Source organism: Roseomonas gilardii (assembly GCF_001941945.1).
Lineage (GTDB): Bacteria > Pseudomonadota > Alphaproteobacteria > Acetobacterales > Acetobacteraceae > Roseomonas.
In genome coordinates, this window is sequence record NZ_CP015583.1 from 2,081,753 (window position 1) to 2,107,780 (window position 26,028).

The 26,028-nt window shown below is 64.7% G+C and carries 23 protein-coding genes, 1 tRNA gene and 1 pseudogene; 13 read left to right on the forward strand and 12 right to left on the reverse strand.

Going from position 1 to position 26,028, the window contains the following annotated elements:
* Window positions 1-92: 92 nt before the first annotated feature.
* The 3 genes from guaB to RGI145_RS09460 all read right to left on the reverse strand — a co-directional run bounded on the left by guaB (window position 93) and on the right by RGI145_RS09460 (window position 3,588).
* Window positions 93-1,592 carry an IMP dehydrogenase gene (gene guaB, locus RGI145_RS09450; RefSeq protein WP_027282208.1) on the reverse strand — a complete coding sequence of 500 codons (1,500 nt, stop codon included), beginning with the start codon at window positions 1,590-1,592 and terminating at the stop codon, window positions 93-95.
* 174 nt (window positions 1,593-1,766) lie between these two features.
* The gene (locus RGI145_RS09455) at window positions 1,767-2,441 is read right to left on the reverse strand and encodes an RlmE family RNA methyltransferase (protein WP_075798166.1); all 675 of its coding nucleotides are present in this window, start codon (window positions 2,439-2,441) and stop codon (window positions 1,767-1,769) included.
* Between the two features lie 70 nt (window positions 2,442-2,511).
* On the reverse strand, window positions 2,512-3,588 hold the full coding sequence (locus RGI145_RS09460; RefSeq protein WP_075798167.1) for a Ppx/GppA phosphatase family protein: 1,077 nt from the start codon (window positions 3,586-3,588) through the stop codon (window positions 2,512-2,514).
* 126 nt (window positions 3,589-3,714) lie between these two features.
* On the opposite strand from RGI145_RS09460, the gene RGI145_RS09465 reads away from it, so the two are divergent.
* The 7 genes from RGI145_RS09465 (at window position 3,715) to argS (ending at window position 13,675) form a co-directional block, all read left to right on the forward strand.
* Window positions 3,715-3,788 (forward strand) — tRNA-Gln (locus RGI145_RS09465).
* A 104-nt stretch (window positions 3,789-3,892) separates the two neighbouring features.
* Window positions 3,893-5,713 (forward strand): DUF6538 domain-containing protein, encoded by a 1,821-nt coding sequence (locus tag RGI145_RS09470; RefSeq protein ID WP_075798168.1) that lies wholly within the window; start codon window positions 3,893-3,895, stop codon window positions 5,711-5,713.
* A 212-nt stretch (window positions 5,714-5,925) separates the two neighbouring features.
* Complete coding sequence (locus RGI145_RS09475; RefSeq protein WP_237183283.1) at window positions 5,926-6,936, forward strand: tyrosine-type recombinase/integrase; 1,011 nt, start codon at window positions 5,926-5,928, stop codon at window positions 6,934-6,936.
* Window positions 6,936-8,912 (forward strand): hypothetical protein, encoded by a 1,977-nt coding sequence (locus tag RGI145_RS09480; protein ID WP_075798170.1) that lies wholly within the window; start codon window positions 6,936-6,938, stop codon window positions 8,910-8,912. Before RGI145_RS09475 ends, RGI145_RS09480 begins: the two co-directional genes overlap by 1 nt.
* The gene (locus RGI145_RS09485; protein WP_019460614.1) at window positions 8,912-10,858 is read left to right on the forward strand and encodes a site-specific integrase; all 1,947 of its coding nucleotides are present in this window, start codon (window positions 8,912-8,914) and stop codon (window positions 10,856-10,858) included. Before RGI145_RS09480 ends, RGI145_RS09485 begins: the two co-directional genes overlap by 1 nt.
* Window positions 10,855-11,532 (forward strand): hypothetical protein, encoded by a 678-nt coding sequence (locus RGI145_RS09490; RefSeq protein WP_019460613.1) that lies wholly within the window; start codon window positions 10,855-10,857, stop codon window positions 11,530-11,532. The genes RGI145_RS09485 and RGI145_RS09490 overlap by 4 nt, the downstream gene beginning before the upstream one ends.
* A 388-nt stretch (window positions 11,533-11,920) precedes the next feature.
* On the forward strand, window positions 11,921-13,675 hold the full coding sequence (gene argS, locus RGI145_RS09495) for an arginine--tRNA ligase (protein ID WP_019460612.1): 1,755 nt from the start codon (window positions 11,921-11,923) through the stop codon (window positions 13,673-13,675).
* A gap of 95 nt (window positions 13,676-13,770) precedes the next feature.
* On the opposite strand, the gene RGI145_RS09500 is transcribed toward argS, so the two are convergent.
* Window positions 13,771-14,181, reverse strand: a complete 411-nt coding sequence (locus RGI145_RS09500) for a hypothetical protein (protein ID WP_019460611.1) — start codon at window positions 14,179-14,181, stop codon at window positions 13,771-13,773.
* Window positions 14,182-14,691: 510 nt separating this feature from the next.
* Between RGI145_RS09500 and RGI145_RS09505 the strand changes: the two genes are divergently transcribed.
* From RGI145_RS09505 to RGI145_RS09520, 4 genes are read left to right on the forward strand one after another with little or no spacing between them, the layout of a single operon-like run.
* Entirely contained in the window at window positions 14,692-15,507 is an 816-nt protein-coding gene (locus RGI145_RS09505) for a TIGR04255 family protein (RefSeq protein ID WP_019460610.1), read from the forward strand.
* On the forward strand, window positions 15,504-16,163 hold the full coding sequence (locus RGI145_RS09510; RefSeq protein WP_019460609.1) for a hypothetical protein: 660 nt from the start codon (window positions 15,504-15,506) through the stop codon (window positions 16,161-16,163). Before RGI145_RS09505 ends, RGI145_RS09510 begins: the two co-directional genes overlap by 4 nt.
* Window positions 16,164-16,186: 23 nt before the next feature.
* Window positions 16,187-17,050 (forward strand): hypothetical protein, encoded by an 864-nt coding sequence (locus tag RGI145_RS09515; protein WP_027297179.1) that lies wholly within the window; start codon window positions 16,187-16,189, stop codon window positions 17,048-17,050.
* 56 nt (window positions 17,051-17,106) lie between these two features.
* Window positions 17,107-17,382: a 4-fold beta flower protein gene (locus tag RGI145_RS09520; RefSeq protein WP_075798171.1), complete on the forward strand. Its 276-nt coding sequence runs from the start codon at window positions 17,107-17,109 to the stop codon at window positions 17,380-17,382.
* A gap of 496 nt (window positions 17,383-17,878) precedes the next feature.
* Here the strand turns inward: RGI145_RS09520 and RGI145_RS25015 are convergent, their stop codons facing one another.
* The 3 genes from RGI145_RS25015 to RGI145_RS09535 are packed head-to-tail and all read right to left on the reverse strand — an operon-like array spanning window position 17,879 to window position 21,031.
* Window positions 17,879-18,448 (reverse strand): nucleoside/nucleotide kinase family protein, encoded by a 570-nt coding sequence (locus RGI145_RS25015; RefSeq protein ID WP_115359244.1) that lies wholly within the window; start codon window positions 18,446-18,448, stop codon window positions 17,879-17,881.
* A 37-nt stretch (window positions 18,449-18,485) separates the two neighbouring features.
* A complete protein-coding gene (locus tag RGI145_RS09530; RefSeq protein ID WP_019460606.1) occupies window positions 18,486-19,046 on the reverse strand; it encodes a hypothetical protein in 561 nt (186 codons plus the stop codon).
* On the reverse strand, window positions 19,043-21,031 hold the full coding sequence (locus RGI145_RS09535) for an AAA family ATPase (RefSeq protein ID WP_075798173.1): 1,989 nt from the start codon (window positions 21,029-21,031) through the stop codon (window positions 19,043-19,045). Before RGI145_RS09535 ends, RGI145_RS09530 begins: the two co-directional genes overlap by 4 nt.
* Before the next feature lie 641 nt (window positions 21,032-21,672).
* Here RGI145_RS09535 and RGI145_RS09545 point away from each other — a divergent pair.
* Both RGI145_RS09545 and RGI145_RS09550 read left to right on the forward strand, forming a co-directional pair.
* On the forward strand, window positions 21,673-21,888 hold the full coding sequence (locus RGI145_RS09545) for a hypothetical protein (protein WP_019460603.1): 216 nt from the start codon (window positions 21,673-21,675) through the stop codon (window positions 21,886-21,888).
* Window positions 21,889-21,898: 10 nt separating this feature from the next.
* A pseudogene (locus RGI145_RS09550) lies at window positions 21,899-22,542 on the forward strand (SOS response-associated peptidase).
* Between the two features lie 36 nt (window positions 22,543-22,578).
* Here the strand turns inward: RGI145_RS09550 and RGI145_RS25735 are convergent.
* The 5 genes from RGI145_RS25735 to RGI145_RS09570 form a co-directional block, all read right to left on the reverse strand.
* On the reverse strand, window positions 22,579-23,184 hold the full coding sequence (locus tag RGI145_RS25735; RefSeq protein ID WP_026033102.1) for a hypothetical protein: 606 nt from the start codon (window positions 23,182-23,184) through the stop codon (window positions 22,579-22,581).
* Window positions 23,181-23,375, reverse strand: a complete 195-nt coding sequence (locus RGI145_RS25020) for a hypothetical protein (RefSeq protein ID WP_075798175.1) — start codon at window positions 23,373-23,375, stop codon at window positions 23,181-23,183. Before RGI145_RS25020 ends, RGI145_RS25735 begins: the two co-directional genes overlap by 4 nt.
* A 292-nt stretch (window positions 23,376-23,667) precedes the next feature.
* Window positions 23,668-24,684 carry a patatin-like phospholipase family protein gene (locus RGI145_RS09565; protein ID WP_081798711.1) on the reverse strand — a complete coding sequence of 339 codons (1,017 nt, stop codon included), beginning with the start codon at window positions 24,682-24,684 and terminating at the stop codon, window positions 23,668-23,670.
* The gene (locus RGI145_RS25025; protein WP_156878486.1) at window positions 24,674-25,180 is read right to left on the reverse strand and encodes a hypothetical protein; all 507 of its coding nucleotides are present in this window, start codon (window positions 25,178-25,180) and stop codon (window positions 24,674-24,676) included. The genes RGI145_RS09565 and RGI145_RS25025 overlap by 11 nt, the downstream gene beginning before the upstream one ends.
* A gap of 6 nt (window positions 25,181-25,186) precedes the next feature.
* Window positions 25,187-25,786, reverse strand: coding sequence for a hypothetical protein (locus RGI145_RS09570; RefSeq protein ID WP_075798176.1), 600 nt, complete (start codon window positions 25,784-25,786; stop codon window positions 25,187-25,189).
* Window positions 25,787-26,028 lie beyond the last annotated feature (242 nt).

Genomic DNA, 26,028 nt, shown 5'->3' on the forward strand with positions numbered 1-26,028 from the left:
GGGAGGCGCCTGGATGGCAGCGCCTCGGCCCGGGGCGGGTTGCATGGAAAGGGATGGTCCCGGCCCGGCTCGTCGCCGGGCCGAAGGGGTTTTCAGCCGTCGGCTCGGTAGTTCGGTGCCTCACGCGTGATCGCCACATCATGGACATGGCTTTCCCGCAGACCGGCATTGGTGATGCGACGGAAGCGGCAGTTCTGCTGCATCTCGGCCATCGTGCCATTGCCGGTGTAGCCCATGGCCGAGCGCAGCCCGCCCACGAGCTGGTGGATCACCGCGCCGACCGGGCCCTTGTAGCCGATGCGGCCTTCGATCCCCTCGGGCACGAATTTCAGGCTGTCCTGTACCTCGGCCTGGAAGTAGCGGTCGGCCGAACCGCGCGCCATGGCGCCCAGCGAACCCATGCCGCGATAGGACTTGAAGGAGCGGCCCTGGTAGAGGAACACCTCGCCCGGCGCCTCGTCCGTGCCGGCGAAGAGGCTGCCCATCATCACGCAGTCGGCGCCGGCGGCGATGGCCTTGGCAATGTCACCCGAGGTGCGGATGCCGCCGTCGGCAATGGCAGGCACGTCCTTCTCCCGCGCCGCGGCGGAGCATTCCAGCACCGCCGTGAGCTGCGGCACGCCGACGCCGGCCACGATGCGGGTGGTGCAGATGGAGCCCGGGCCGATGCCGATCTTCACCGCATCGGCGCCCGCCTCGATCAGCGCCAGCACCGCCTCCGGCGTCGCCACGTTGCCGGCGATCACCTGCACGCTGTTGGAGAGCTGCTTCACGCGCTCCACCGCCTTCAGCACGCCGGCGGAATGGCCATGGGCGGTGTCCACCACGATCACGTCCACCTCGGCCGCCACCAGGGCCTCGGCGCGGCGCAACCCGTCCTCGCCCGTGCCGGTCGCGGCGGCGGCGCGCAGGCGGCCCATCGCGTCCTTCACGGCGGAGGGGTTGGCCTGGGCCTTGTCCATGTCCTTGACAGTGATCAGGCCGATGCAGCGGTACTGGTCGTCCACCACCAGCAGCTTCTCGATGCGGTGCTTGTGCAGCAGGGCGCGCGCCTGTTCCGGCGTGGCGTCGTTCAGCACGGTGACGAGGTTCTCGCGCGTCATCAGCTCATAGACGCGCAGGTTGGGGTCCGTGGCGAAGCGCACGTCGCGGCTGGTGACGATGCCGACGAGGCGCTTGCTTTCCCGCTCCACCACGGGGATGCCGCTGATGTGGTGCTGGTCCTGCAGGGCGCGGACATCGGCCAGCGTCTGATCGGGATGGATGGTGACGGGGTTCACCACCATGCCGCTCTCGAACTTCTTCACCCGGCGGACCTGGGCGGCCTGCTCCTCGATGGAGAGGTTCTTGTGGATCACGCCGATGCCGCCGGCCTGGGCCATGGCGATGGCCATGGGGGCCTCGGTCACCGTGTCCATCGCCGCGGCGACGAGCGGGATGTTCAGCCGGATCTCCCGCGTCAGCCTGGTGCGGGTGTCGGTCTGGGAGGGCAGGACGGTGGAATAGCCGGGAACCAGCAGCACGTCGTCGAAGGCGAAGGCCTCCTCGAAGGTGATGCGGCTGTCGATTCGGGGGAGCATATCGGGTGCCATGGGCGGGGGCCTCTCGGGGGATGGCGCTGCGCGACCTTGGCGGCCCCTCCTACGCTGCCGGGGCGGTCGATGGCAAGCATCTCCGCCCGTGCAGGTTGTCCCGCACGATCCTGGCAGGGTCGCGCCCGCCGCAGGGCCGCCGGCCTGGACGCGGCGGTACGATGGCCCCAGATCTCAGTCGTTTGAGCCGCGGAACCCCTGCGCCACGACATAGGCCTCGGCGCTGTCCTTGCGGCTGGCCGGGGGCTTGGCATGGCGCACCTGGGCATAGTCGCGCTTGAGGGCGGCCAGCAGCTCCTTCTCCGTGCCGCCCTGGAAGACCTTCGCCACGAAGCCGCCGCCCGGCGCCAGGACGCGTCGCGCGAAATCCGCCGCCAGCTCCACCAGCCCCATGATCCGCAGATGGTCGGTCGCGTTGTGCCCGGTGGTGTTGGGCGCCATGTCGGACAGCACCAGATCCGCCTGCCCGTCCAGCGCTGCCAGCACCGCATCCTCGCCCGCCTGCTCGGTGAAGTCGCCTTCCAGCAGAATCGCGCCGGGGATGGGATCGATCGGCAGCAGGTCCAGCCCCACCACCCGGCCGCGATCGCCGATCACCTTCAGCGCGACCTGGGTCCAGCCCCCGGGCGCGGCGCCCAGGTCCACCACGCGCTGCCCGGGCTTCAGCAGCTTGAAGCGCTCATCCAGTTCCAGCAGCTTGAAGGCGGCGCGGGAGCGCCATCCGGCGGCCTTGGCGGCGCGGACATAGGGGTCGTTGATCTGGCGTTCCAGCCAGCGCTGGGAAGCGGTCGTCCGGCCCTTGGCGGTGCGCAGGCGCGCGGTGAGGCCGCGATCGGCGGGAGGTTTCATGCCGCCCTTATAGAGCAGGTCGTCACGGATGGAGCAGGGGCGGCATCGCCCGAAAGCGCGTGCCCCGCGCTCAGTGCGTCGCGGCGCTGATCCCGCGTGCCAGCGGCCAGTCCCGCCCACGCCGTCCGGTGGGGGGGCGGCCATGGCGCATCATCCGCAGCAGCATGCCTTCCCGCAGCCCACGATCGCAAACGGTAAGGCGCGGAGCCGGCCAGGTGCGGCGGATGGCGGCATAGATGGCGCAACCCGGCAGGACGAAGTCCATCCGCTCCGGACCGATGCACGGATGAGCCGCCATGCCTTCCCGCCCCAGGGCCAGCAGGCGGTTCAGGGCGGCATCCGCGGCGTCGATTCCCAGCACCTGCCCGTCCACCAGCGGGCGCGAATAGCGCGGCAGGTCCAGAGCGATGCCGGCCAGGGTGGTCACCGTGCCGCTGGTGCCCATCAGGCTGACCCCGCCGGCGCGCATCTCCTGCCGGATGCAGTGGACGGCGTTGAAGGGCTCCAGCCGGGAGGCGATCTCCTCCACCAGGGCAGCGAAACCCTGGCGGCTGTCGCAGAGCGCGCCCGCCTGCTCGGCCACCGTCACCACTCCCACCGGGACGGAGACATAGCCGAGGAGCGAGGGTTGCTCCCCCGGTTCGCGCGGCGTGCGGATCCAGGCGACCTCGGTCGAGCCGCCGCCGATATCGAAGAGCAGGATCCGCCGGTCGGCCTGGGCCATCAGAGGTGCGCAGGATTCCATGGCGAGGACCGCTTCCTCGCGCGGCGAGATCACCTCGATCGGCAAGCCCAGGGCGGATTCGGCGCGCCGGAGGAAATCCGCGCCGTTGGCGGCGCGGCGGCAGGCCTCGGTGGCGACGGCGCGCGCCGCATAGATCGGACGGCGGGCCAGCTTGTCCCGGCAGGCGGACAATGCCCCCAGGGCGCGGTCCACGGCACTGGTGGTCAGGCTGCCGGTCCGGCCCAGCCCCTCCCCCAGGCGCACGATTCGGCTGAAACTGTCGAGAACGCGAAAACCCTCCGGACCGCCGGGCGCGGCCAACAGGAGGCGGCAGTTGTTCGTCCCGAGATCGATCGCCGCATGGACCGGCGCGGCGAAGGCCGAGCCGGGGCGACAGGTCGGGAGGTGGCTCATCGTCGCCATGGGACTGTCATGATCCGGGAGCCCATGCGCCTGGGCAAGAGCTTTCATGCGTTGGGGTGGTTGCAGGCCGTGGGGACCGATGCTATCTCGCGCCTCGTCAGCGACCGGGACATCCGACCCGGCCTCTGGGGAATAGTTTAACGGTAGAACTCCCGACTCTGACTCGGGCAGTCTTGGTTCGAATCCAGGTTCCCCAGCCACTCCCAAATCCTTCAAAGTCTTCGAGTGCCACCGCCCGGTATGCGGACCACAAGGTCCACATGGCCGGTCCACCCTTTTGCTGGGCAGGACGCGGATGGCACCCATGGCCATTAACCTCCAGTTACGCGGCGCCGTGTATCGATTCAGGCGACGCGTACCCGACTCCCTCGTGGAGCGGATTGGCCGCAAGGAGATCATCCGCTCGTTGGAAACCTCTTCCCGGGCCGAAGCCGGTCTCCGGGCGCGCGTCGCTTGGTTGGCGACGGAGAGGGTCTTCGGGATGGTTCGCGCGAACAAGTCCTTGGAAAGGGCGCAGATTGATGAGTTGTTGCGCAGGCTGACCGATGAGGCGGTCCAGAACTCTCCTACTCGAGCGGAGCTATCCAGGGATTTCGAGCGTCTAGAGCCCAGGTATGTGGATCTGCTCTTCGGCGACGAGGGGCGTAGAGCCATCCTCTCCCATCCTGGCAAAGAGCAAGACCTAATCCTTGAGCACCTCGAACGCCTATTGGATGGCGCCGAGATCGCGGTCCTCAAGGAAGCCACCGAGACGGCTCAGACAGAGGCGCGGGTCCACGAGATCCGGCGGACGATGGCTGAGCGCGAACGGCGGGATATGCATTGGATGGCCTTGGCTGCCATGCTGATGCTGAAGGAGGAGCGCTCGGCCAAGGTCCCGACGTCCGCCGCCCTCCCGGCCTCAGAGGCAACGGCAGAGCCTAAGGATGCAGGCCGGAAGGAATCTGCGCCCGCCGCTCTGATGACCACAGGGGCATCGAGCCTCGCATTCCTTGCGCACCGCGATGCCTACCTAGCCAGCCGTGTGCTTGCCACCGACGACTTCCCCGCCCTGAAGCCTAACTCCATCAAACAGGCGACCAAGACTCTTGAGCTCTGGGCCGAGTTGATGGGGGACCGGCCAATTGCTGTGATCACCAAGGTCGAGGCCCGCCGCTTCCGCATCCTGCTTCGGACCCTGCCCGCCGCCTACGGCAAGGCGGTCCGAGCCGGACCCGTTTCGCTGGAGGCTGAGATCCAGCGAGCGCGGGCTCGGCAGGCGGAGGTCGATGGCCGAAACGCGTCCCTGGCACCTGACATGGAGCGCGAGGCGGACATCGCACTGGTCGGTCTCAGGACGGTCAAGCGACACTTCAGCGCGTTGAGCGCCTACTGGCAGTGGCTGGCTAACCATGGCTACGCGCCAGAGGACGCCAACCCGTTCATCGGCTTCTCGTGGCCGGGCGTCCGCAAAGGCCGCAAGGGGCGGGACATGTGGTCGGAGCAGGATCTCCGGACCCTCCTCACCTCCCCCCGCTTTGCCTCCGGCTCCGAGCGCGGCTCCTTCTGGTGGATCACCATCATCGGGATGTACTCGGGAATGCGGGTCGAGGAGATTGCCCGGCTCCGTATTCGCCAGGACATCCGGGACCTCCACGGCAGGCTTGCCTTTGTCGTCCAGGAGCAGTTGGGTGTTTGGAGCCCGAAGACTGAGGCAGGCGCCCGAATTGTTCCGGTCCACCCTGTACTGCTGAAGCTCGGCTTCCATGACTTCGTGGAGCGACGGGCGGCTCAAGGTCATCAACGACTGTTCTACGACCTGCCGCCGCGGGGGAAGGAGCAGAGCTACGGCGCCGACTTCTCCCGGGAGTTCTCCAAGTACAAGGCGGCGCTCGGCATCGGACCCGGAACAGTCTTCCACAGCTTCCGGCACTCGGTCCGCACGATCCTGACCAATGCGCCCGCGGACCAGTTCCGCGACGCCTGGATCGACGCCTTCATGGGGCATAGCGCTGACGAGGATGCTGACGAGGGGCGGCCAAAGCGTCAGTCGGTCGGCGTGACCGTCTACCTCAAGGCGGTGGACATGGAGAACCTCTGCAAGGTCGTCGAGGCCATCCGCTACCCTGTCGAGCCGACGCCATGAGCCGAGATCGCCATCGACCTGGCACCGGTCGGGCGACTCGAATCGGCCGCCAGGAGGCGCCACCGAAGGAGCCATGTAAGGGAGAAGCGGACGCCGCGCCGTACCGCTTGGTTGCCTCGACTGCTGACCTGGTCGTCTCTGGCGAATCCTTTCCGGGCCTTCCCCTCTTCAAGCCCAGGGACGCTCTTATTGATGCTGTGCCCTCCTTGTGGGTGCTCGCGGGGGTCAGGGAGCGGAGCTACAGCCTGAACACAGTGGAGGCTTACGCCACGGGCCTGCTCCTCTTCCTGAACAGCCAGGAGGTGGCTGCTCCCAATATCGGCTGGCAGCGCGCGACCAAGGACGACGTTGTCCGCTTCAAGCGCGAGCTTGCAGCACGCGGAAACGACGCCGACACGATCGCGCTGCGTCTCGCAGCCGTCGAGAACTTCTATGCGTGGGCAGAAACCCACGGCTTCGTCCGGGTCAGGCCGTTCAAGGTCAATCCGAAGGGTGAAGGACCCGCGCCGGTCGTCAAGGCGCCTCCAAGCACCCGGGCCCGCAAGGAAGTCTTCACGGAGGAGCAGTTCGAGCGGATCAGGGCCTGCATCGTCATGGACGACCCCATTTTGAGGCGGCGCGTCGACCTGATGTTCCGCTGGGGTTGGGGCGTAGGCCTTCGGGTGGCCGAGGTCTGTGGCCTGTCGGTGCGGAACCTTCGCCGGTCAGTCGAGGCCGAGGCACCCCCGCGCGCCCGCGGCAGGAGCCTCGGGGAAGCGTTTGCCGCCACCGCCGCCGAAGGATTTGTTCTCGACCTCGTTCCCGCCGCTACCAAAGGGGCAAAAGGGGGTGCAGTGCTGGTGCCCCGCGCCCTCATGAAGCCCACAGTGGAGTGGATCGACGGATCCCGCACTGAGTTTGCCAGAGCGGACGCGGACTGGGTTTTCGTCACCGAGGGCGGGAGGCCGCTAACCCCGGAGACGCTGGGACGATACTTCCTGGCAGCCGTCAAAGCCGCGAAAGAAGTGGGTTCTTTCCACTCCCTTCGGCACTCCTACGCGACGCGGGTGCTGTCGGAGTTCAATCGCCTCGGCCACCCCGAACTCGGCGCTCTCTTTGTCCAGAAGCAGTTGCGGCATGCCTACCGGGAGACGACCGAGCAGTACACGCACATGGTGCATATGCGGGACCATGCCATCACCGCTGGGATGGCCGTCAACCGTGCATTTGGTGGGAGGAACTGATGACGACACATGATCGCCTACCTTCCCGGCGCGCGAAGCTTCATGCGGAGAAGATCGCGTCTCTGTTGTCCCTCGGTCCTATTGGCAAGGTACTGGCCTCGCATTTCGAGGAGCGGGTATCCGCTGCTCCGCAGTCCACTGGCCAGACCGTCTGGACGCATGTTTCGGTGATCCGGGACGTCCTCTCAGAACGCGGCGGAACCATTGACGGCCCGATGTTCGATGCCTTGTACACGAGGCTTGAGGCCTCAGGCATGGCGCCCTTGTCGAAGGCTACGCTCTACGGAGGTGCGATGGGCATCGCCAAGCGGTTGATGGATGACGGCGCGATCCCCGCATTCAAGGTGCCGCGTCGCTACGCACACAAGGCGGTCCTCGCTGCAACGCCACCGCCGCGTCGCATGACCGATGGCATCGACCCCGACACGTCGGTTTCAGACCATCAGTTTCTGGAGGCTGTGGTCGACTTCGCCTATGCCGAACTCGAGACGTGGAATAGGAAACGCGCCCTTGCCGCCGAGATCGCGGAGGCGGGGCGGCTGGCCTACCAAGACATGCTCCCCCGGCTGGATGAGAGCCTCGGAAACAAGATGGACTCTGGTTGGGCCGGAGCATTGATTCGCGACCGCAGGGCTGAACTGGCGCGGGACAGCTTTCCAGTGGACGCGATGGGTCTGGCCTCCTTCACCTACTGCTACCTGTTCGCTCAGGAGGCCCTGGACGGCATTCCCTTGACGGCGAATGCGATGGCCCGTGACGGAGGACTGACACCTGCCGAGCGCAGATATGCTCGCAGGATGAAGTTCGTCTCGGGCAGCTACCCCGGGCTCTTCCCTTCGGTCCTGTGCCCGAGCCAGGATGAGGCGGCGGCTCTGGCGGTGCTACTTGCGGCCGCACACGTGAACGCCTTCTCGATTGCCGAACTACGTGCCGGTTGCCTGCGCCCAACCGAGAACCCGAATGTCTACGTCCTGGCCTGGCATAAGCGCCGGGCTGGAGGAGCCATGCACGGTCTGGCGTTCCCAGAAGGAGAAGACTTGGCAGCGGACCGCCAGTACGACGAAGTGGCCGATCCCAGCATCACGTATGACTCAGCCACAGGCGAGGTATCCCGCATTCTTCCTGACCGCGGACGTGCTGTCAGGGGACGCTCTGTCCCCGCTGTCATCCGGCTCTACAAGGACGGCGCTACTGCATTGCGTCGTGCCATGGGGTACCGCGAGGACGACCCCGAGGCGCCCCTCCTCCTGACACGGCCCGACAAGATGTACCCGGGCGAAAAGGCGGGCAACGTTTACCAGCCGAGCCTCGCCACGCTCACGCGTGCTGTCGAGGAATTCCGATTGCGCTTCGCTGAGGCGCGAACCGATGACATCCCAGGCGTGGCGGAAGCGCGATTCACCTTGAAGTCTATTCGTGTGTCCGCGATCCATCAGCATCTACGCGCCAGGCGGGATCCGGCAGCCGTCCAGACGACAGCGCAGCACAAAGGCCCAAGGGCGACGGCCTACTATCTCCGCCACCGGGAAAGCATGCAGATCCACTCCGAGGAGACGCGCCGGATTGTGGATGCGATGGAGACGGCGGTCCGTGAGAACAACCTTGTTGTCGGCTTGGCTGAGGCACCGCCAAATGTCCAGGACATTGGCCACGGTGCGGCCTGCCGGGACCGGTACACTGGCCAAATGCCGGGGCAGCGTGAGGGTCGCCCATGTGACTTCTTCATCGGCTGCCTGACCTGCGAACGTGCCGTGGTCGTTGCCACGCCCTTGAATTACGCACGCATCCTCCGTTGGCGCGACCATCTTCTCTCGTCGCGGAGGCGGCACGATGAGGCTCCTGCACGGTGGGAGCGCTGGATCGCACCACAGTTGCGGGTCATCGAGGATGCATTGGCCGACTTCCCTGCGGACGTGGCACTCGCGGGCAAGGAGATGGCATCGCGCCTTCGTCTTGATTTCGGAGCCGTCTGGTGATGCTGAGATCCCCGCAAGCGACGGTCCCGCAGCACGTCGACCTATTAGCCGATACTGTGGGCGCGACGATGCGCCTGCCGCCATGGGTCAGCGGCGAGGCATACCCGGATTGGCTTGTGCCGGTGCCGAACGAGACGCTCGTCTTTGTGGTGCATGTGCAGAACAAGGCAACCACCATGCGGCCAAGGCTCGACTTCTCGACTTTTTTCGAGGTCGAGGGGGCTCGCTGCACAGTTGCCGAGATCGGGCACCTGACAACGATTGCCCTCTGGACCATCTGGCTGCTCGGCACCGAAGGGCTGGGAAGCAAGCCGTGGAAGCCATCTTCTCTGCCGAATGCCTTCTACGTGCTGCGCAGGGCAAGCCAGTGGATGGCGCGCGAAGGCTTCGGGCGATGGGATATGCTCGGCCCCGATGACATCGTCCGCCTGAAGGAGCACCTCTATGCAGGCGGTCAGCGGAGCCTGCTTGGTCGGTGGGGTCGGCGTTATGCGCTGACCATTCTCAAGGTGCTTCATACCCTGCATCGGCGCTGGAGCTTGATTCCGGACGGGATCACTTTCGACCCTGAGGTGGACGACAAGGTCGTTGTGCGCCGCGTAATCCGGCGTGCGCGCGTGGACAACCCTGACCTGGTAGACAGTGGTCCAGGAGGTACGCGCTCTATTCCTTGGGATACGGCACAGGCGCTTCTCTCGACCGCTGTGACCATGGTCGAAACCATCGACGCCGATGCCGTGAATGACCTCGTCAACGAAGCACAGCAGGCTCTTTATCAAGCCAGAAGGGAGTTACCCCAAAAGCGTGTCGCAGCGTTCGTTCAAGCGCACCTTCGATGGTTTGGAGCAAGGCACCCTGTGGCCGGAAGGCTCATGGAGGCCTATGAGCTAAAGGGGGCTGGGGCCGCGATCGATCTCCATCGCGACTTGATGACCGCCTGCTACATCCTTCTGGCTTCCTTTGGCGCCCTCCGCATCTCAGAAGCGGCAGATCTACCGGCAGTTGGCTGCATCAACGAGCGTCCCGATGGCCCCTGGACGAACACGGTCATCATCAAGACGTCGGACGAAATCCTTGGTAGTAACGTGGCCCGGGTTGTTCCCCCGGTGGTCCGAACTGCTGTTGATACCGCACTTCGTCTGACGGCACCTCATCGGTCTGAAGAACGAACTGAGTTGCTGTTTTCCTATGACCATGACCGTGCCCTGGTCTCGCTGTTCAAGGCCAGGGTTGCCAAGGAGAGGCTGATCCAGTTCGCGAAGCGCAGGATGCCGGGGCATCCTGAATGGGCATACGCGACCCACCAACTCAGGAAGCTGTTTGCCCAACTCTATGTCCGGCGCTTCGAGGGTACACTCCCCGCTCTCCAGCAGCATGTGGGGCATATCTCAAACCGCATGATCGAGGCCTACCTGGACGACCTGGAGATCATCAGGATGATCCGGGACGACCAGAAGGATTTGACCTCGGAAATCATGGCTGGGGTCATGCTTGGCCGGTCGGCGGCTAGCGGGAAGCATGCTGAGGGGTGGCGGGCTGCGGGCATAGAGTACCGGGCGAAGAACATGACCGTCGCCGAGGTTTCGAAGGTAGTCCGCAGGCGCCTTGACGGAGAGCAGATGCACCTCGAGCCGACTGGCATCGGATACTGCGTCAGTAGCCCGGTCTCGGCCGCCAGCGGGCTGTGCGGCCAGAACTCTTTGGGCCTGCCTGACCATGCCAACCGCCAGGACGGCATGTGCTTGGCATGTGTCAACAATGTTAGCACTGAGGCGAACGAGAGCCAGTTGAAGGCAGAGTACGTCCTGCACCGGCAGATGGCCGAGAGCCCGGACGCGGCACCGCCTCTCCAGGAGGCCTCGCGGAAAAGGTGCCTACTCATCCAGCATCGTCTCCGGGAGCTCCAAGAGACACGGCAGGCTGCTCAGCCGGAAGCCTGCGCATGAAGTCCATGGACGCCCTCGTCCTGTCTCTGGACGACATTCTTGACAGTGAGCCGACGGACGGTGCTGCGGCCCCTGGTACCGCGCTGCCTGATGCGGCGGATGCCATCACGGAACCGCCGAGGAATCCTGAATGGCTCCGGTTCGAGGTGGATCTCAGACGTGGTCTCATCGCGGTGAAGCGCCAAGTCATGGGGATCATTGCTGCGGGAGAGCAGCCCAAGAAGATCACTGTTGCTTGGGTGCTGCGCGAGGCTGGGCGCGGACGGTCTCAGTTCTACGCGAAACATGCGGCGTTCGAGGTTCGTATTCTCCGCGCACAGCGAGCGGCCGAGCGGGTCGTGGCACTTCGAGCCAAGAAGGCGCAGCGCCAGCCGGGGAAGACCGAGTTGGCCCAGGAGAACAGACGCCTCAAGGTGAAGATCCAGGAGCTTGAGGCTCGCGAGATCTCTAAGCTGGCGGCGATCGCCTTCGAGCGCGCCTTCCCTCGAGATCTCGTCATCCTGAATGCGGAGAACGCCGCCCTGAGGGCGCAGGTCAGTCGGCTGGAAGAGGAACTCGCGTCTCTCCGATCTTATCTGAGGACCTATGACCGCCATCAAGGCCGGTCGGTGACGCGGGTTGGTAGGCTACATGAGGTCCCACTGCTGGGCAGTGACACACCGACCGAAGGCTGACATTTCTTGGCTACGTAGGGGACTTGGCGCCATCCTCGCCGCTCAACTTGCTGATGAGCTCTCCTCCCGCAGGCGTTCAAAGGCTCAGGTGGTATTCCAGTTAGGGCAGGCCGGACATCCGGGGATCTTCCACAGGCGGCCCTGAGCAATTTCGAGCGTATCTGCTGCCATCTTGGACTCCGAGGCAGACCGGACACTTTTTGAATCCGGGTATTTGCTATTACCCCGCCTCTGAAGCTCCCAGGCATTTCTGTCCGGACACGTATGCCGAGGACGGTGCTCCTGGCCGCCACGCAGCCGCCCATGGGCGGCTGCGTGGCGGCGCGACGAAGATGAGACGGCTCCCTTCCGCCTTCTCCCATCGTCGCACCGGCCAGGAACAAAGCACATGACTACCGTCCTCCACCAAGCGGCCGAGCACGCTCTCGGCGCCGCCTTGATCTCTCTCGGTCTCCAAGATGTTCCCGCGCGCCTACTTCCCTGTCCCAAGCCCGAGCTCGGGCATGCAGCCATCGGTAGCGCGCTCCAAGGCGCCAAGCTGCTGAAGCGGTCCCCCATGTCCATCGCCGCCGACATCGCAGTGGCCATGTCGGGTGCATCTGGCATTGCCAAGGCAGAGGTGGCGCCGCCCGGCTACGTGAACCTCACCTTCACGGACGACGCGATTGCCGCGGCTCTGGAGGCGCAGGCGGCCGACCCAAAATGCGGTATCCCCGGCGTCCCCGCCCCCGAAAAGGTGGTCATCGACTTCGGTGGGCCAAACATCAAGCCCATGCACGTGGGCCATCTCCGGTCGCTGGTCATCGGTGAGGCGTTGCGGCGGATGCTCGAGGCTATCGGCCATGACGTGGTGTCTGATATCCACCTCGGAGACTGGGGCCTGCCGAGTGGCATGATCCTCGCGGAGATCCGGCATCGGTTCCCGGAAGCTCCCTGGTTCGATCAGGCGGCCCAAGGTCCGTTCCCTGAGGAACTCCCGGTCAGCGTGGATGACCTGTCCTCCCTCTACCCACAAGCGGCGGCCGCCTGTAAGGCCGACGAGAGCCGGATGGAAGAGGCCCGGGCCACCACTGCTGCACTCCAGGCAGGCCAGCCCGGGCTGTCAGCCCTCTGGCGGTCCATCGTGGCGCTGGCCAAGGGCCGTATCCTCGAATCCTGTGACCGGCTCGGCGCCCACTTCGATCTCACCCTCGGAGAGTCCGACGCCCAGCCGGAGATCCCAGCCCTGCTTGCCTACTTGGAGGCCACCGGTGCTGCCCGGCGGGATGGAGCCGCCCTGCTCATGGACGTGGTGGCCTCTGAGGACCGGCACGAGGTGCCTCCACTCGTCGTGAAGAAGGGCGATGGAAGCGCGCTATACGCCACCACAGACCTAGCGACCATCCTGATGCGGCGGCGGGACCTCAATGCTGATCGCATCCTCTACGTTGTCGACGGACGGCAGCACCTGCACTTCCTTCAAGTCTTCCGGGCTGCGGTGAAGGCTGGCCTGTCCGGGGAAGCTGCTCTCGAGCACATCGCCTTCGGCACCGTGAACGGTCCGGATGGCAAGCCCTTCCGGACGCGGGCGGGGAATACGATGGGCCTCGTTGAACTTCTTGACCTCGCCAAGGAAAAGGCGCTGGCACGGCTAGCAGAGGGCGGGCGGTTGAAGGATTCCTCGTCGGAAGCACTGGACGATGCAGCCGACGCGATCGGCACTGCCGCGCTTCGCATCGCCGATCTCTCCTCCCATCGGACGACGGGCTATATCCTGGATCTCGACCGTGCCGTGTCCTTCGAGGGAAAGACAGGTCCCTACCTGCTCTACGCCCTCGTCCGGCTGCGGGCCATCCTGGCCAAGGCCGGGGCGGCTGGCGGGCACATTGTGCTCCAGCATCCGGCTGAGCGGCGCTTGGCGATCGCGTGTCTCGGCCTTGGGGATGCAGTGCATCGGGCCGTGAAGTCTCGGTCGCCCCACGAACTCACGGCCTGGACTTTCGACCTGGCTGCCGAGGTCAGCCGCTTCTATGCGGATTGCCCCGTGTTGGGGGAGCAGGCACCGGAGATCCAGGCCTCACGGATCACCCTCTGCTCCGCCGCCGAGACGGCACTGGGGGCATCGCTGCGGCTGCTCGGATGCCGGGTGCCCCCCGCGATGTAACGCAAAGCCTTAGCCGACTGGACGGCCTGCGGGTCATCGCCAACTCGTCGGCTGTTGCCTCGTATATCTTGTTGCCCCAAGCCACCGGCCGCGTCTCAGCGAAGCATCTGCGACGCCCCGTGCTCCATCTCCTCCGCCACCTCACTGCGGTGGAAGAGCCCCCCATCATTGACCAGGTACTCGAGCTCGCCGTCCGGAGCATGGATCCGGATGTCACCAGTCTCGTAGTCCGGCGCCAGATATCCTTGGCCCTCGATCCGGTCGGAGGCGGACGTCTTGATGACGTACCGGCCGCCCGATTCCTTGACGCCGACAAGGCCGACCTTGTGGACGAGCCAGGGGTCCTTACCCTCCTGGGCGCACCAGGAGAGATTAGGGTGTCCGGCGGAGACGGTCGACTGGAGCTTACGCAGCGCAACCCAGGACCAGCCTGGTATGGCTTCCAGCGCACGGATCCTGTGAGAGACGAGTTTGTTCTGGGCATAAGCTTTCCGACGGCCGCGCACCCAGGCTCCTAGTGAGAAGCCATCTTCCGCTTGGCCCGTTCTCTCTCGCTCAACGCAGCGGGGACACTTCCGGCCTGAGGTACCAGCGGTGGGGAATCGACGAGGCCCGTCAGCAGGCGCATGTCCTCAACCTCCACTGCGAACCCAGGAAGGCGGAAACTCTACCAGGGGGCGATACTCTCCCCGGAACTAGGTCGTCGGTGGCCGCGCCAGAAGGCTGAACCCTTGTGGCGGACCTGGGCCGCCCGGCTGGGCTGACCGATGGCTGGCGGGCCTACCCCTTCAGGGCTGATGCTTTGAGCTTTAGGGAAGCTTTAGCCAAGCCGGGCTCGCTCGCAACCGATGGTGGTCGCGGCCGTCGAGAGCTTCTAAAGGTAACCTACTGAAAACATTAGTTTTAATTTTAGAGGCACAGCGATCACGCGAAAAACTTTGTCGCCAGCATGGACAGGACCTACTGTTTAGTGGCTTGTATAGTTAGATGGATAGTCGAAGGAGGAGGGACACGTGATGGAACGGTTGAAGTTCGCGCCACTGCGCTACTCCCTCGCTATCGTCAGGTTCCCGCGCTTGCTCAACATGGAGCCGCATGTCGGCAACTTCCAAGAGCAGATCCGGCACCAGTACCCCCTGCCAGACACCTATATGAACCAGGGCCTGGTGGCTGAGGTCGGCCCAGAGGGAGTCCGGTTCAACCAGGTCCTCGACAAGCTGTGGCAGTTCGCCGACCCGGAGCGCAAGTATGCCTTGGTTCTGGGCTCTGACTTCCTGCTCATCCATGCTGGTGCGGCCTATGAGGGGCACGGACCGTTCCTGGACCGGCTCCGCGATGCGGTCTTCGCGCTGATGCAGACCCCGGGGATGGGAATCACGCACGCCACGGCCCTTGGACTGCGAGTGATCGACCTGGTTGAGCCGCGTTCTGGGAATGAGGAAACAGTCGCCCAGTACCTATGCCCCTGGGCCTTGCCCACCGCCGCGGCCGATATGGGGGATGGTGCAATCGAGATGCGCGAGGGGGCCTATATTGCCTCTTTCTCGACGCCTCATGGTGGGCTGCGCTTCCAGGCGTTGAGACGTCCGGGAGGGTCGTTCCCGGCCGACTTGGCCACTCCCTTTGTCCAGAACAACGGCTGGCTCCCGCAGGTGACTGCCGAGGATTTCGTGATTCTGGACATCGACCACTTTGCTGCCCTTGAGCCGCCGATCGCGCTGAATCCGGTCGAGCTCCGTGAAAAATTCGAGGGCTTGTACCTTTCCTCGCGAAAGGTGTTTGAATCCGCAGCCACTCCGTTCGCATTCGAGGTCTGGGGAAGAACAGGATGACGCTCGTTATCGCACAGGGATACAGCCCCGCCTTGAGGCTTCCGCCCGCCTTTTCTCCCAGCATCGCGAAGCTTCAGGCCGGAGGCAGCATGGCGAACTGGTTTGCCGGAGCCGTGGCTAATGCCGCCTTCCAATTGGCCACAGTCTTCGTCCCGTCCGTCGCTGCGCCCTTGCCTGCGCCAGTGCCGGTGCGGGCGGCAGCGCCAGTCCTCGCAACGCCCAAGCTGGCGGTCTCCACTGCCAGGGACATGGCGGGCATCCTCGTCAACAAGCTCGACTTCCCGATCACTGCCCTGTCGGACGTGCTCGATGTCGAGCGCAAGACGATCTACGACTGGCTGAAGAAGGGGTCCGAGGCCGGACACGAGAACGCGGAGCGCCTGCACCGCCTTGTGGAGGCCTTTGCCCAGGAGGAGCCTGGCTCCCTGCGCGTCTTTCACCGCTTTTGGAAGCGCACGCTGCCGGATGGCTCATCATTGCATGAGGTGCTGATGGCGCCGACCCTGGAGCCTGAGCGGATCCGGTCGGCGCTGGAGGCCCTCCGGCCCGCCGTGAACGCTGCCATCTCTTCTGATCGGGCGCGCGGTCCGGTATCCTATGAAGCGCCTCATCCAGCGGATCTGCTGTCCGAGTACCTGGAGGTTGGCTCCAGGTAACAGGCTGGCAGGGACTTCCGGGAATGGCGGACGCGGAATCAACGGCGGGCGAGCCGGACGGCGGGATTGAACAGGTCGACTGGCGGCAGTGCAGTCTCTGCACGCCGTCCGACCCCGCGATCCTGCCAGAGATCCTTGCCTACGAACCGGACAAAGATCTGCTCCTGATCGCCACGCAGACCTGCTCACTGGTTGGCAAGGGTGCGGAGCCTGCCTTCGAGGTCGTGGCTGTCCGCCTGATTGAAGAGTTCAACCCAGCGGCTCCTGAAGCCAAGGGGAAGATTACCCGCTTCCTCCAGCTTCCCTTGGAAGGCGGCGCAACAGGGCGCGGCATCCGTCTCGATGTTTCCCGCCGCGTCATCCTGCCGAGCGCGCATCTTCAGCAGATGAAGCCCGCCCAGGCCCAGGTTTCGGAAAGGGCGCTAAAGGCGTTCCAGGGCTGGATCGCTCGCTACTATGCCCGCATTGCTCTGCCCGACGAATTGGACCGCCGCCTGCGCAAGCGACAGTTCCATAAGAAAGTCGAGAAGGCCTTGGGCCAGATGCTGATGGATGGCACTGAGGCCTACAAGGTGCACACCGACGTCGACAGGATCTACATTGCCTGGAGCCCCGACAGCGAGCTTTCGGGGGATGATGTCTACACGGTCAAGGTGCTGATCGTGTGCAGGCGGCCCGGCACCAGGGACCACCTGCTGGACGAGTTATCGGGGCTGGCCAGCGGGGTGAAGAAGGCGCCGCTCGTGAACGGAGTGCGCATGGATGACCCTGACGTGATGCTCGCCAAGGAGGTCACCGTTGAGCACACATCCAAGATGACCAGGTTCACTTCCTTCGACGAATTCAGCGCGCTGGCGGAAGTCGCCAGAGCCATGGGCGACGAGTAGCCAAGCCGACAGCACCGGCTGTCCTGGAGCGCCGCCGACCGCACTGGGGAGAGGCCATGAGTCTGTACACGAAGAACGGTCGGCCCCTCCAGGTCTCTGGCAATACCGTCTACAGCCGCTCGGGTCAGGTCGTCGGCCGCATCAGTGGTGACAAGGTCTTCGGTACAAACGGACGCTACGTTGGGACCATCACGGGTGACCGCCTTGTCTATCGCTCTACCGATAGCGCACGCATCAGTTCACCATTCGCTGCGTCTAGCCGCGCCGGGTCGGCCACGGCAAACAGCGCGGGATCGGCTGCCTGGGGAGATGAGCCGGACATCCCGGACTGATAAGGCAACCGCCCGTCTGCATGCCGTACGCTGCCGTGAGTTGACACCGTGAAGTTTGTTGACCGCATGGCCAGATTGGCTTCTACGAACTAAGTTTTTTTCAAGCTTCGTACGTCAGAGGCACCCGCGGGCAAAGGCTTGTAGCCAGCATAACCAGGGTAACCTGGATACCCAGGGTATCCCGGATATCCAGGGTAACCGGGATACCCGCGGAATGGGCGGTTGAGAGCTACCAAACGATTCCCAACGATGGTGCCCAGATAGTTCCCATCGGTATCTGCGACGTCAGTATCACCCCAGGGAAGCCAGCCTACCCAATCACCGTCATCGTTGAAGACGAACTTGTCTGTGGGGCTGCGTCGAAAAGCGATCCAATCACCAGAAGAGTTGAACAGGAACTCAGTCACGTTGCTCTCCGGATTCCTTGTGTGTGGCAGAGGGAGTAGGCGTTGAAGACAGCGACCCTACCTCAAGGAATATATCGTGAGTTCATGCTTCAATTGGAAGTAGAGCAGTGCACGAGATTTTCCGTCAGGATGTCTCGATATCCGCCGTCGCCTCCAGCCTGCCGACCCTCACCTCCGGCTCCCGCCAAGTCACATGGAAGTCCGCGCGCCTCGCTGGCTGGCGCTCCCTCAGGTAGGCGTCGACCTCCTCTGACAGGCACTGCGGCGCCCCCCCTGTCTTCGTCATCTTCCTCAGGATCGGCTTCCAACGCCTCGTTGGTGACGAAGATGAGGTAGTCCGGCTGCACCCCGAGGAGCTCCAGTGTCCGCAGCATCATCACGCCTTCGATGATGACAGGGCGGTCGCGATGATGCCGGGCTCGCATGACCTCTCTGATCTCTTCGATCCGGTGGGTCACAGGCGACGTCGAGGACAGCCAGAGATCCGTCTCCAGCACCGGCATACCAAGCTGCCACGCCAGATAGCGCGCCACCGACGTCTTGCCCGCGCCATTCCGGCCATCGATGGCGATGGTGAGCGCCCGCCAGGGCAGGCAGAAGGAGCGCAGATGGGCAAGCAGGTCGCCTACGCCGGGTATCGGCTGCCTCGTTGGGATCATCGTTGTCTCCGTAGTGCTATGAATGGCCTTGGTGCTGTCATGACCGGCGCCGCCATTCATCGCCGGGCACATGAACGACCCGCCCGGCCTCCTCGGACCAGACAAGCCAGCCATCGACCTTGGCCTGGAGGTGGCGCAGGCGCTCAAAGAACTCTGGCGTCACGATCCGCATGCCGTCGCTGAACGGGCGGGCAGCGAAATCGCCCGAAGCGACCCAGTCGTAGATCCCGCGCTCCCAGCCATAGGGCCAACTGGCGGCGTCATGTGTTTCCGCGCACCAGCGCATGGCATCATGCAGGTCGAGCCTGGGGTTCCGGGTCAGCACGGCGGGGTAATCCGCCTTCCACTGCATCCAGCGTGCGACGAGCTCGGGAGCGACCAGGGGGTGCTGCCACGTCGTCCGCGCCCAGCAGAAGGCGCTCGACGGGGCAATGTAGAAGGGCACCACCAGACGAGCATCTGCCGCCAGTAGGGCATCAATGGTGTCGGCCGCCATCTCCTCAAAGCGGCGCCGTGTCTCAGCCTCGCCGTCCGTAAGGCTGAAGATGTCGTCCAGGTACTCGCACTGGTGCGCCAGCAGGTCGGCCCTGCTCCTCATGTTTGGCGCTCCGCCCGCACAATGGCTTCGACCTCGGCACCGGTCAGCACCTCCCGCTGGATGAGCTCAGCCGCCAGCTTGTTCAGGGTGGCCCGATGTTCCCGCAGCAGGCCGCAGACCTCTGCGTAGGCGCCTGCCAGACGCTCCTCAGTCCGTTGAGCAAGCTCGGGCCTTGTCAGCAGCAGGGTTGCCAAGTGCTGGTCATCCCAGAGGCCAAGCCAGAGCAGTGGCCGCCGCGACATGCCCATGGCCGTGTCCGCATTCACAGCCAACCAGGTCGCGCGGGCCAGATCACTGTTGATAGGGCCACCAGAGCCGCCCGTGACATGCCCCAGGACCACTTCCTCGGCGGCTCGCCCGGCCAGGAAACGGCGTAGATGCATGCTGAGCCAGGCTTCCGTAAGGTCGTCGCTGACGGTGTCGACGGCCACGTGACCGGCGCTCAGCGCGTCCTCGCGGATGGAGACGTACTTCAAAGTGCCGGGCTGCTCGAGTTCCTGGATCAGGGCATGCCCGGCTTCATGGACCGCCGGGACCACACGACCGCCAACCGGGCGCTGCACTGAAGTGCCCCGAATCTCCACCATCAGGTCATCCAGCACCATCGGGCGCCTGCCGTTGCGTGCCCGCCGCCGAGCACCGCGGACCCACTTCTCGCAATCCGCTCCAGTGCTGCCCTGGGCATACAGAGCAGCCTGGGTCAGGTCAGCGCCCGCCAAGTCCGCTCCCAGGTGGATCCTGAGGATGGCGGCCAGCGCCTGCCGGTCGGGCAGCGGGATGGTGATGGTGCGGTCCAGGCGGCCTGCCCGCAGGATAGCCGGGTCGATGAGCTCCGGGTGGTTCGTGGCGCCAACGACGACGACACCCTCGCGGCCCTGAAGGCCATCAAGCTGCTCCAGCAAGGCGCCGATAACGGCAGTCCACCAGTCCCGGCCTCCGGCGCCTCCTTGCCGTGTGTGCAGGCTGTCGAGCTCATCGATGAACATGATGCAGGGTGCGGCCTTGCGGGCCTCGTTGAAGGAGGCGGCCATCGCCCGAAGCAGGTCGCCGAGATGACCGTCCTTGGTCGACTGCCAGCGTGCATAGGAGGTGGCGACCAGCGGTACGCCGCAGGTTGCGGCCAGCGCCTTGGCGAAGGTCGTTTTGCCGGTGCCAGGAGGCCCTGCCAACAGGCAGCCGCGGTCGACGTCACGCCAGAGCAGCCGCCCGGCCGCGTAGTCCTGGAGGTCACGGGCGAGGTCCAGTCCCCAGGCTACCGCTTCATCCATGCCGGGCAGGCTGTCGAGGGAACCGCCAGGAGCGACTGCCGCACTCTTGCTGCGTGCGGCGATACGGGCGGCACGCTCCAGGAAGTCATCTGCCGACTGGCCAGAGCGGCGGGCCAGCCGCAAGGCCAGCGGCGAGATCAGCGCGCAGTTCTCTCGCGATGGCAGGGATGTTGGATGGCCGTTCGTGACCCACTGGGCGACCACCTTCAGACCCTCAGCATCCAACGGTTCCAGCACCAGGCGCAGGTCAGCCGCACGAAGCAGGTCAGGCGGCAGATAGCGTTCTGGCGCCTGGGACACGCCGAGGACGTTCTGCCCCTGCCATAGGCTGGTCGCGATGAGGTCATTCTCGTAGCTGGGTGGCTGACGGCGCTGGGATCCACCGCCACCCTCGAAGACCATCCACTCACCTGGCCGGACAGCGAGGTCGCCCAATCTGCCGCCGGAGCTCTTGCTGCTGGGCACGCTGACCACGTCGGTCCAGGCGCTGCTGACAGGCTCAATCCAGGCGGCCTCGGGCACCTCGATGATGACAGCACCCTGAAGGGTGGCGGCATCAACCTGATGGGCGGCCAAGGTACGGCGGAGGGCAAGGAGAGAAGCCGCTCGCGCCGGGTCTACCTGGCGGGCGGGGTCTTCCGAGTCCGGCTCGTCACCGAGCCGTTTGACGTGGATCTCGAACTCCGACTCGTCGAAGTCCTGATGGGGGTTGGGCATGCTGAACCCTGCTGGCGTGAGTGCGGGATGGCGGCACGGCGGGGCCGGTCGCTATTCGCAGGGGCGCAGTCCGGGTCAGGCACTCGGCCAACTCAGGCCTCCTCATCTCCAGGTAAGAACATTAAGAGAACGCTTGGGGCCCGACAAGGAAGATCGTGCGACGCCGCCAGGAGCCCTGGAACTTCAGGTCCGAATCGGCGCAGAGGTCCCATTGACCCCCGCGTTCACGCTGCCCTCCTTCCGGAGAACGGCGTGACGCATAGCGATTACTCGGGAATAGACCGCTTCATCGCCCTGCGCAGGCGCAGGGTTCGCAAGCTGTCTTCCATTGACCTCTGAAGGCTCGCCATCGAGTGCTCCTGGTGCAGCCTATCGCTCCTCGACGCTGTGTAGACGGCCAAGGAGCACCAGACGAGGAGGCCGATACCTATGGCAATGCAGAGGACGTCGCTGGTGGCAGGGGCGTAGGTTTCCATGGCTGACTCCCATCGCTCGGGCACCCTGGACTTGGCGGCTGAGCAGCGTCGACCGAGGCATCCAAGGTGGACCTGGGTCCTGACTAGGGCAACTCCAAGAACGCTTTGTCGCTTCAAAAGATGACAAGGTGCTCGGTAGCGGCGCCTCTATGTGAGGAGGGCCTTATGGCCAATCCCTGGACCAAGAAGAACCCGTTCCTGAGCATCATGCTGAGCGGCGCCAATGCCTGGGCCGGAGCCGCCCGCGGCATCATGACCGGCCAAGCCAAGCGCCAGCAGGCGGCTGCGACGCGTCAGAGCGCCAAACAGGTCACAGACTTCTGGACGGCAGCGATGACCGGCGCGGCGCCGAAGAAGCGGACCAGAAAGAAGCGGCCCTGAGAGACGGTCGATGTGCAATCTCTACTCGATGACCAGCAACCAGCGGGCCATCCTCGACCTGACGCGAGCCACGCGTGACAGCACCGGCAACCAGCCGCCGTTACCCGCCATCTATCCGGACAGCATGGCGCCTGTCGTGCGCCAAGCCGAGGATGGCGAACGCGAGCTCACAATGATGCGCTGGGGATGCCGGGGCCAGAGCAGTATGGCGGCCATCCCGTGACCAACATCCGCAACACCCGCAGCCCGCACTGGCGCCGGTGGCTCGGCCCGGCGCACCGTTGCCTGGTGCCGGTCACCTCCTTCTCCGAGTGGGAAGATACGAAGCCCAAGAAGACGCCGGTGTGGTTCGCGCTCTCGGAGGAGCGGCCGCTGTTCGCCTTCGCGGGCATCTGGACCCAGTGGACTGGCACCCGCGGCCCAAAGTCAGCCCCTGTTGAGGGAGAGCACGAACTCTACGGCTTCCTGACCTGCGACCCGAACGAGACGGTGGGTGCCATCCACCCTACGGCGATGCCGGTTCTGCTAACCACGCCGGACGAGATGGACACCTGGCTGGAGGCGCCGTGGGAGATCGCCCGGGAGCTTCAGCGGCCCTTGCCGGATGCCGATATGCTCATCGTGGCCAAGGGCAACCGAAAGGATCCGGCATAAGGGCGTTCTTAGACGCCCGCGGCTTGAGACTCGAGGTCACCGGGGTAGGAACAGGCCCTTGATGCAGGTGTCATTGCACACTGCAATCTGGGTGTGGGACTTCAGATAGAATCCGCCGTCTGGATAGACAGGCTCGCCTTCAGTAAACAGGCCGCGGACTGTATCGAAGGGAGCCAGTGCTTCGGTGCCGGGAGGCAGGTCGTCCTTCTGCTCCAAGATGGAATGGAGGCGGCGGATGACGGCGCAGTCCAGATTGCGAAGCAGCTTATCGTTGGTCGTGCTGCCCTTGATGTCCTTGTTACGCGGCAGCGCTAACCCGCTCTTCTCGTGCGAAGCTGCAAGGCTCTCATAAGCGATCTTCAGCCAGTCAAGGTTCTCGCGGACCAGAAGATCCAGGCAGTTGCCCAAGTCAATGACCGCGCCGAGAACGAACGGCTTCTCGTAGGCGCCGCGGGCGACCTTCTCCTCGGCCCACTCGCGGGCTCGTCCGGGATCACCCTCCCAGAAGTAGACACCCGGACCAAGCCAGTCGTAGTCCCTCTCGCTGCGCAGCAGGTTCACTTCCCCAGCAAGGGCTTTCCTGCCCACCTCTTCGTCGCAGCCGTGATAGCCGAGAACGAAGGAAGTAGCGTACCGGCTCAACTACGGACTGCGGCTGGCTTCTTCGCTGACTTCTTCGACGCTGTGCCGCCGTATTCAGGAGCAAGACGGCCATCAGCCAGCCGGATACCCTCGCGAACCAAAGCGGCCCGGGCAACATCACGGGTAGTCGTGTTCACCTCAGTGTACCGCCTGGCCATCATCTCGAAGGTCTTGCGTTGAGCTTCCGTCATCTACCGCTCCTGTCACCCAACAACCTAGTGCGCCTCGGGGCTGGAAACAACGCCTCCCTAGCCTCTCAGGAGCTTGGTTCCTGAGTGAGGCACTTCGTCGCGCATCTAGTAACTTATTGTTATGGCTTCACCTTCAATGACATGGAGGCGTTCCGTAGCCTCGCGCCACGGCTGATGAAGAGCTTGATACCTCCCCTCCAAGCATAGCCTTCCGGTAGGTCCAAGCAGCCCGCCATCCAGGCCAGGTCACTGAAGCCGAAACGTGGTGCCCTGTGTACAGGGCGCCGGGCGCTCAGCGGCGGACGAACTGCGCTCGCGCGACCATCCTGCGCCAAACTCCGTGACTCTGATGATCGCGCAGACCGGCTTGGGTCTGCTGAGCGAGGTCCTCCAGCGTCTGGCGCGCCTCCCCCGAGGCGTTATCAAGCTGGAGCAACTTGGCTTGGGCGTCGCTCGGGGCGCGATCAAGCCGCAGATAGCGACCGCCTCCGAGGCGGGCTTTGGCCTCTGCGATCCCATGAGCTTCCTGGACAGCCATCATCAGGTCGACAATGCCGCGGCCGCCCAGGCGCCCGAGAGTTCCCGGCACGCCGAAAGCGGCTGGAGTAAGAGTGCCGACCCCTCCCTGTGCGGGGGCACAGGTTCCTACCGAGAGGATGGCGAGCCGTTCCTCCGGCAAGCCAAGGCTGAAGGTGGCCTCGCGGATGGCCAGAGCGTCCGGCGCGTTGGCCGCAATGCCCCCGTCCACGAGATCCATGGAGGTGCCCCCCGAGCCCAGGCTCGCCCGATGTGAGGGGAAGTAGGTCGGAGCAGCCGAGGTCGCCATAGCAGCGTCCGCGGTAGACATGAGCGCAGTGGCGCCGCCGTCCCAACTCGACAGCACCACCAGTCTTGCCGTTGCAGGCGACACCGAGACGACCATGACGGGAGTCGGCGCCGCAGAGAGTGAGAGACTAGCCTGAGCGGGAAGGATCCGCTTCACGGCATCGCCGACCCGCCCACCGCGATAGGGCGGCCCAAAGGCGCGCCGTAATCCTGGGAGGGGATATCGTGGGAAGATCGCCGGGCCGTGCTCCCCGATCATGTCCGCCAAGGTGCGCGCAGGCACCCCGTGGGCCAAGCCAAGCGCCAGTATGCCGCCGATCGATGTTCCCGCGATAAGGTCGAAGATCCGGTTGCAGGGTGCACCAACCGCCTCTTCGACGGCTGCAAGCACGAGGGCGCTGTAGTAGCCACGGAAGCCGCCGCCTGACAGGCAAAGGAGCAGCGGCATTGTCTGGCGGGCTTCTGCCGCATCGTCAGGTGCCATGTGCACCTAGCCAGGTCGATGCAGGGACAAAGCGGACGCCAAGACCATCGAGTACTCTGATCGTTGCAGGATCGTCAGGACCTGGCCCGATCAGCGGCTTGAGGTGGGCGGCGGCCGTGGCGAAGACGAGAAGCTCGTCAGGCCCTAACTGCTGGGCGACATGCTGGGCGACCCCGTCATCATAGGCGGCAATGTTCACTTCTAGGGATCGGATCTGCGCCCAGATGTCCAGCGCTGGTTCGTCAGGATATGGGTATTGGGTAGGGTTAATCCTCGCCATCTGGCGGGCATGCATCTCTACCGCCTGGTATCCCTGCTTTCTAAGTTCCGGTGACGCGCCACTCTCTCCGAAGAACTGATCTTTCATGATGGCGTGGGAGAGCGGCGATACCCAGATTTCCTCAGTTGGTGAATTGCGGATGTACTTGGCGAGGGGGCTGTTCGCCCACAGCAAGCTGACACGCAGCCCGGCAGTCGTCAGGAAAAAGCCAGCCACAACCGTTCAGCCGGGTTCGCCAAGCAGTTCGGCGATGGCGCGCTCGCGATCCGCAGCCTTCTGCCGCTTCGGCAAGGGCCGGTTGAAGTCACCGGCACTCAGTTGCGCGGCTTCCGAAGCCGAGAACTCAACCGGCATCAGGTCACCGGCTCGTGGCTTCGCCTTGAGGGCTTCTTCAGCCAGTTCCATGATGACCTCGAGGACGCGCCAGTCGACCATCGCGACAGCCTCGTCCACCTTCCCCTGCTTCGAGATGACAGACACGAAACTCTCCCGCGTCCCATTCATCAGTCTGGGAAGCGCAGCCCTGGCACGCTCCACTGTGGCCTCAGTCAAAGGTGTCGCGTCTTTCTCCTCGCTGACGGGCTCCAAACCTACCCGTACAGCCAGCCCTGTGATCACTTGGCGGACGCGGTCAGCCAGGGAGCGGGCCAACTCATCGGGCGAGCTAGGCGTGCTGGCTTGGATGTGGACGAACTCGGCCACAGATACCTTGTCACCCGCCGAGCCCGCCAACTGCTGCTGGCCACGGATACGAAAGATGCGGTTCTCTCCCCTGCCTTGAGGCTGGCTGGGACGGGCGCTTCGAGCGGTCAGGAAAAACATGTAGCCTCCTTCGCCTGCGGGGCACCGGCCCACATGCTGTACAGCTAACACATAGATCTGTACATGTTTTCGCCCCAAGAGACAAGAATCCTCCGCAACCGCCACAGCGACGTGCGGTACTTCTTGATACCTCGCCCTCCAAGGCATAGCTTGCCGATATGCCCAAGCAGCCCACTCTCCAAGCCGTCCCTCGTCCCTCTCCGGACTTCACGGACCGGAGCTACTGGGCCGGAACCATCAAG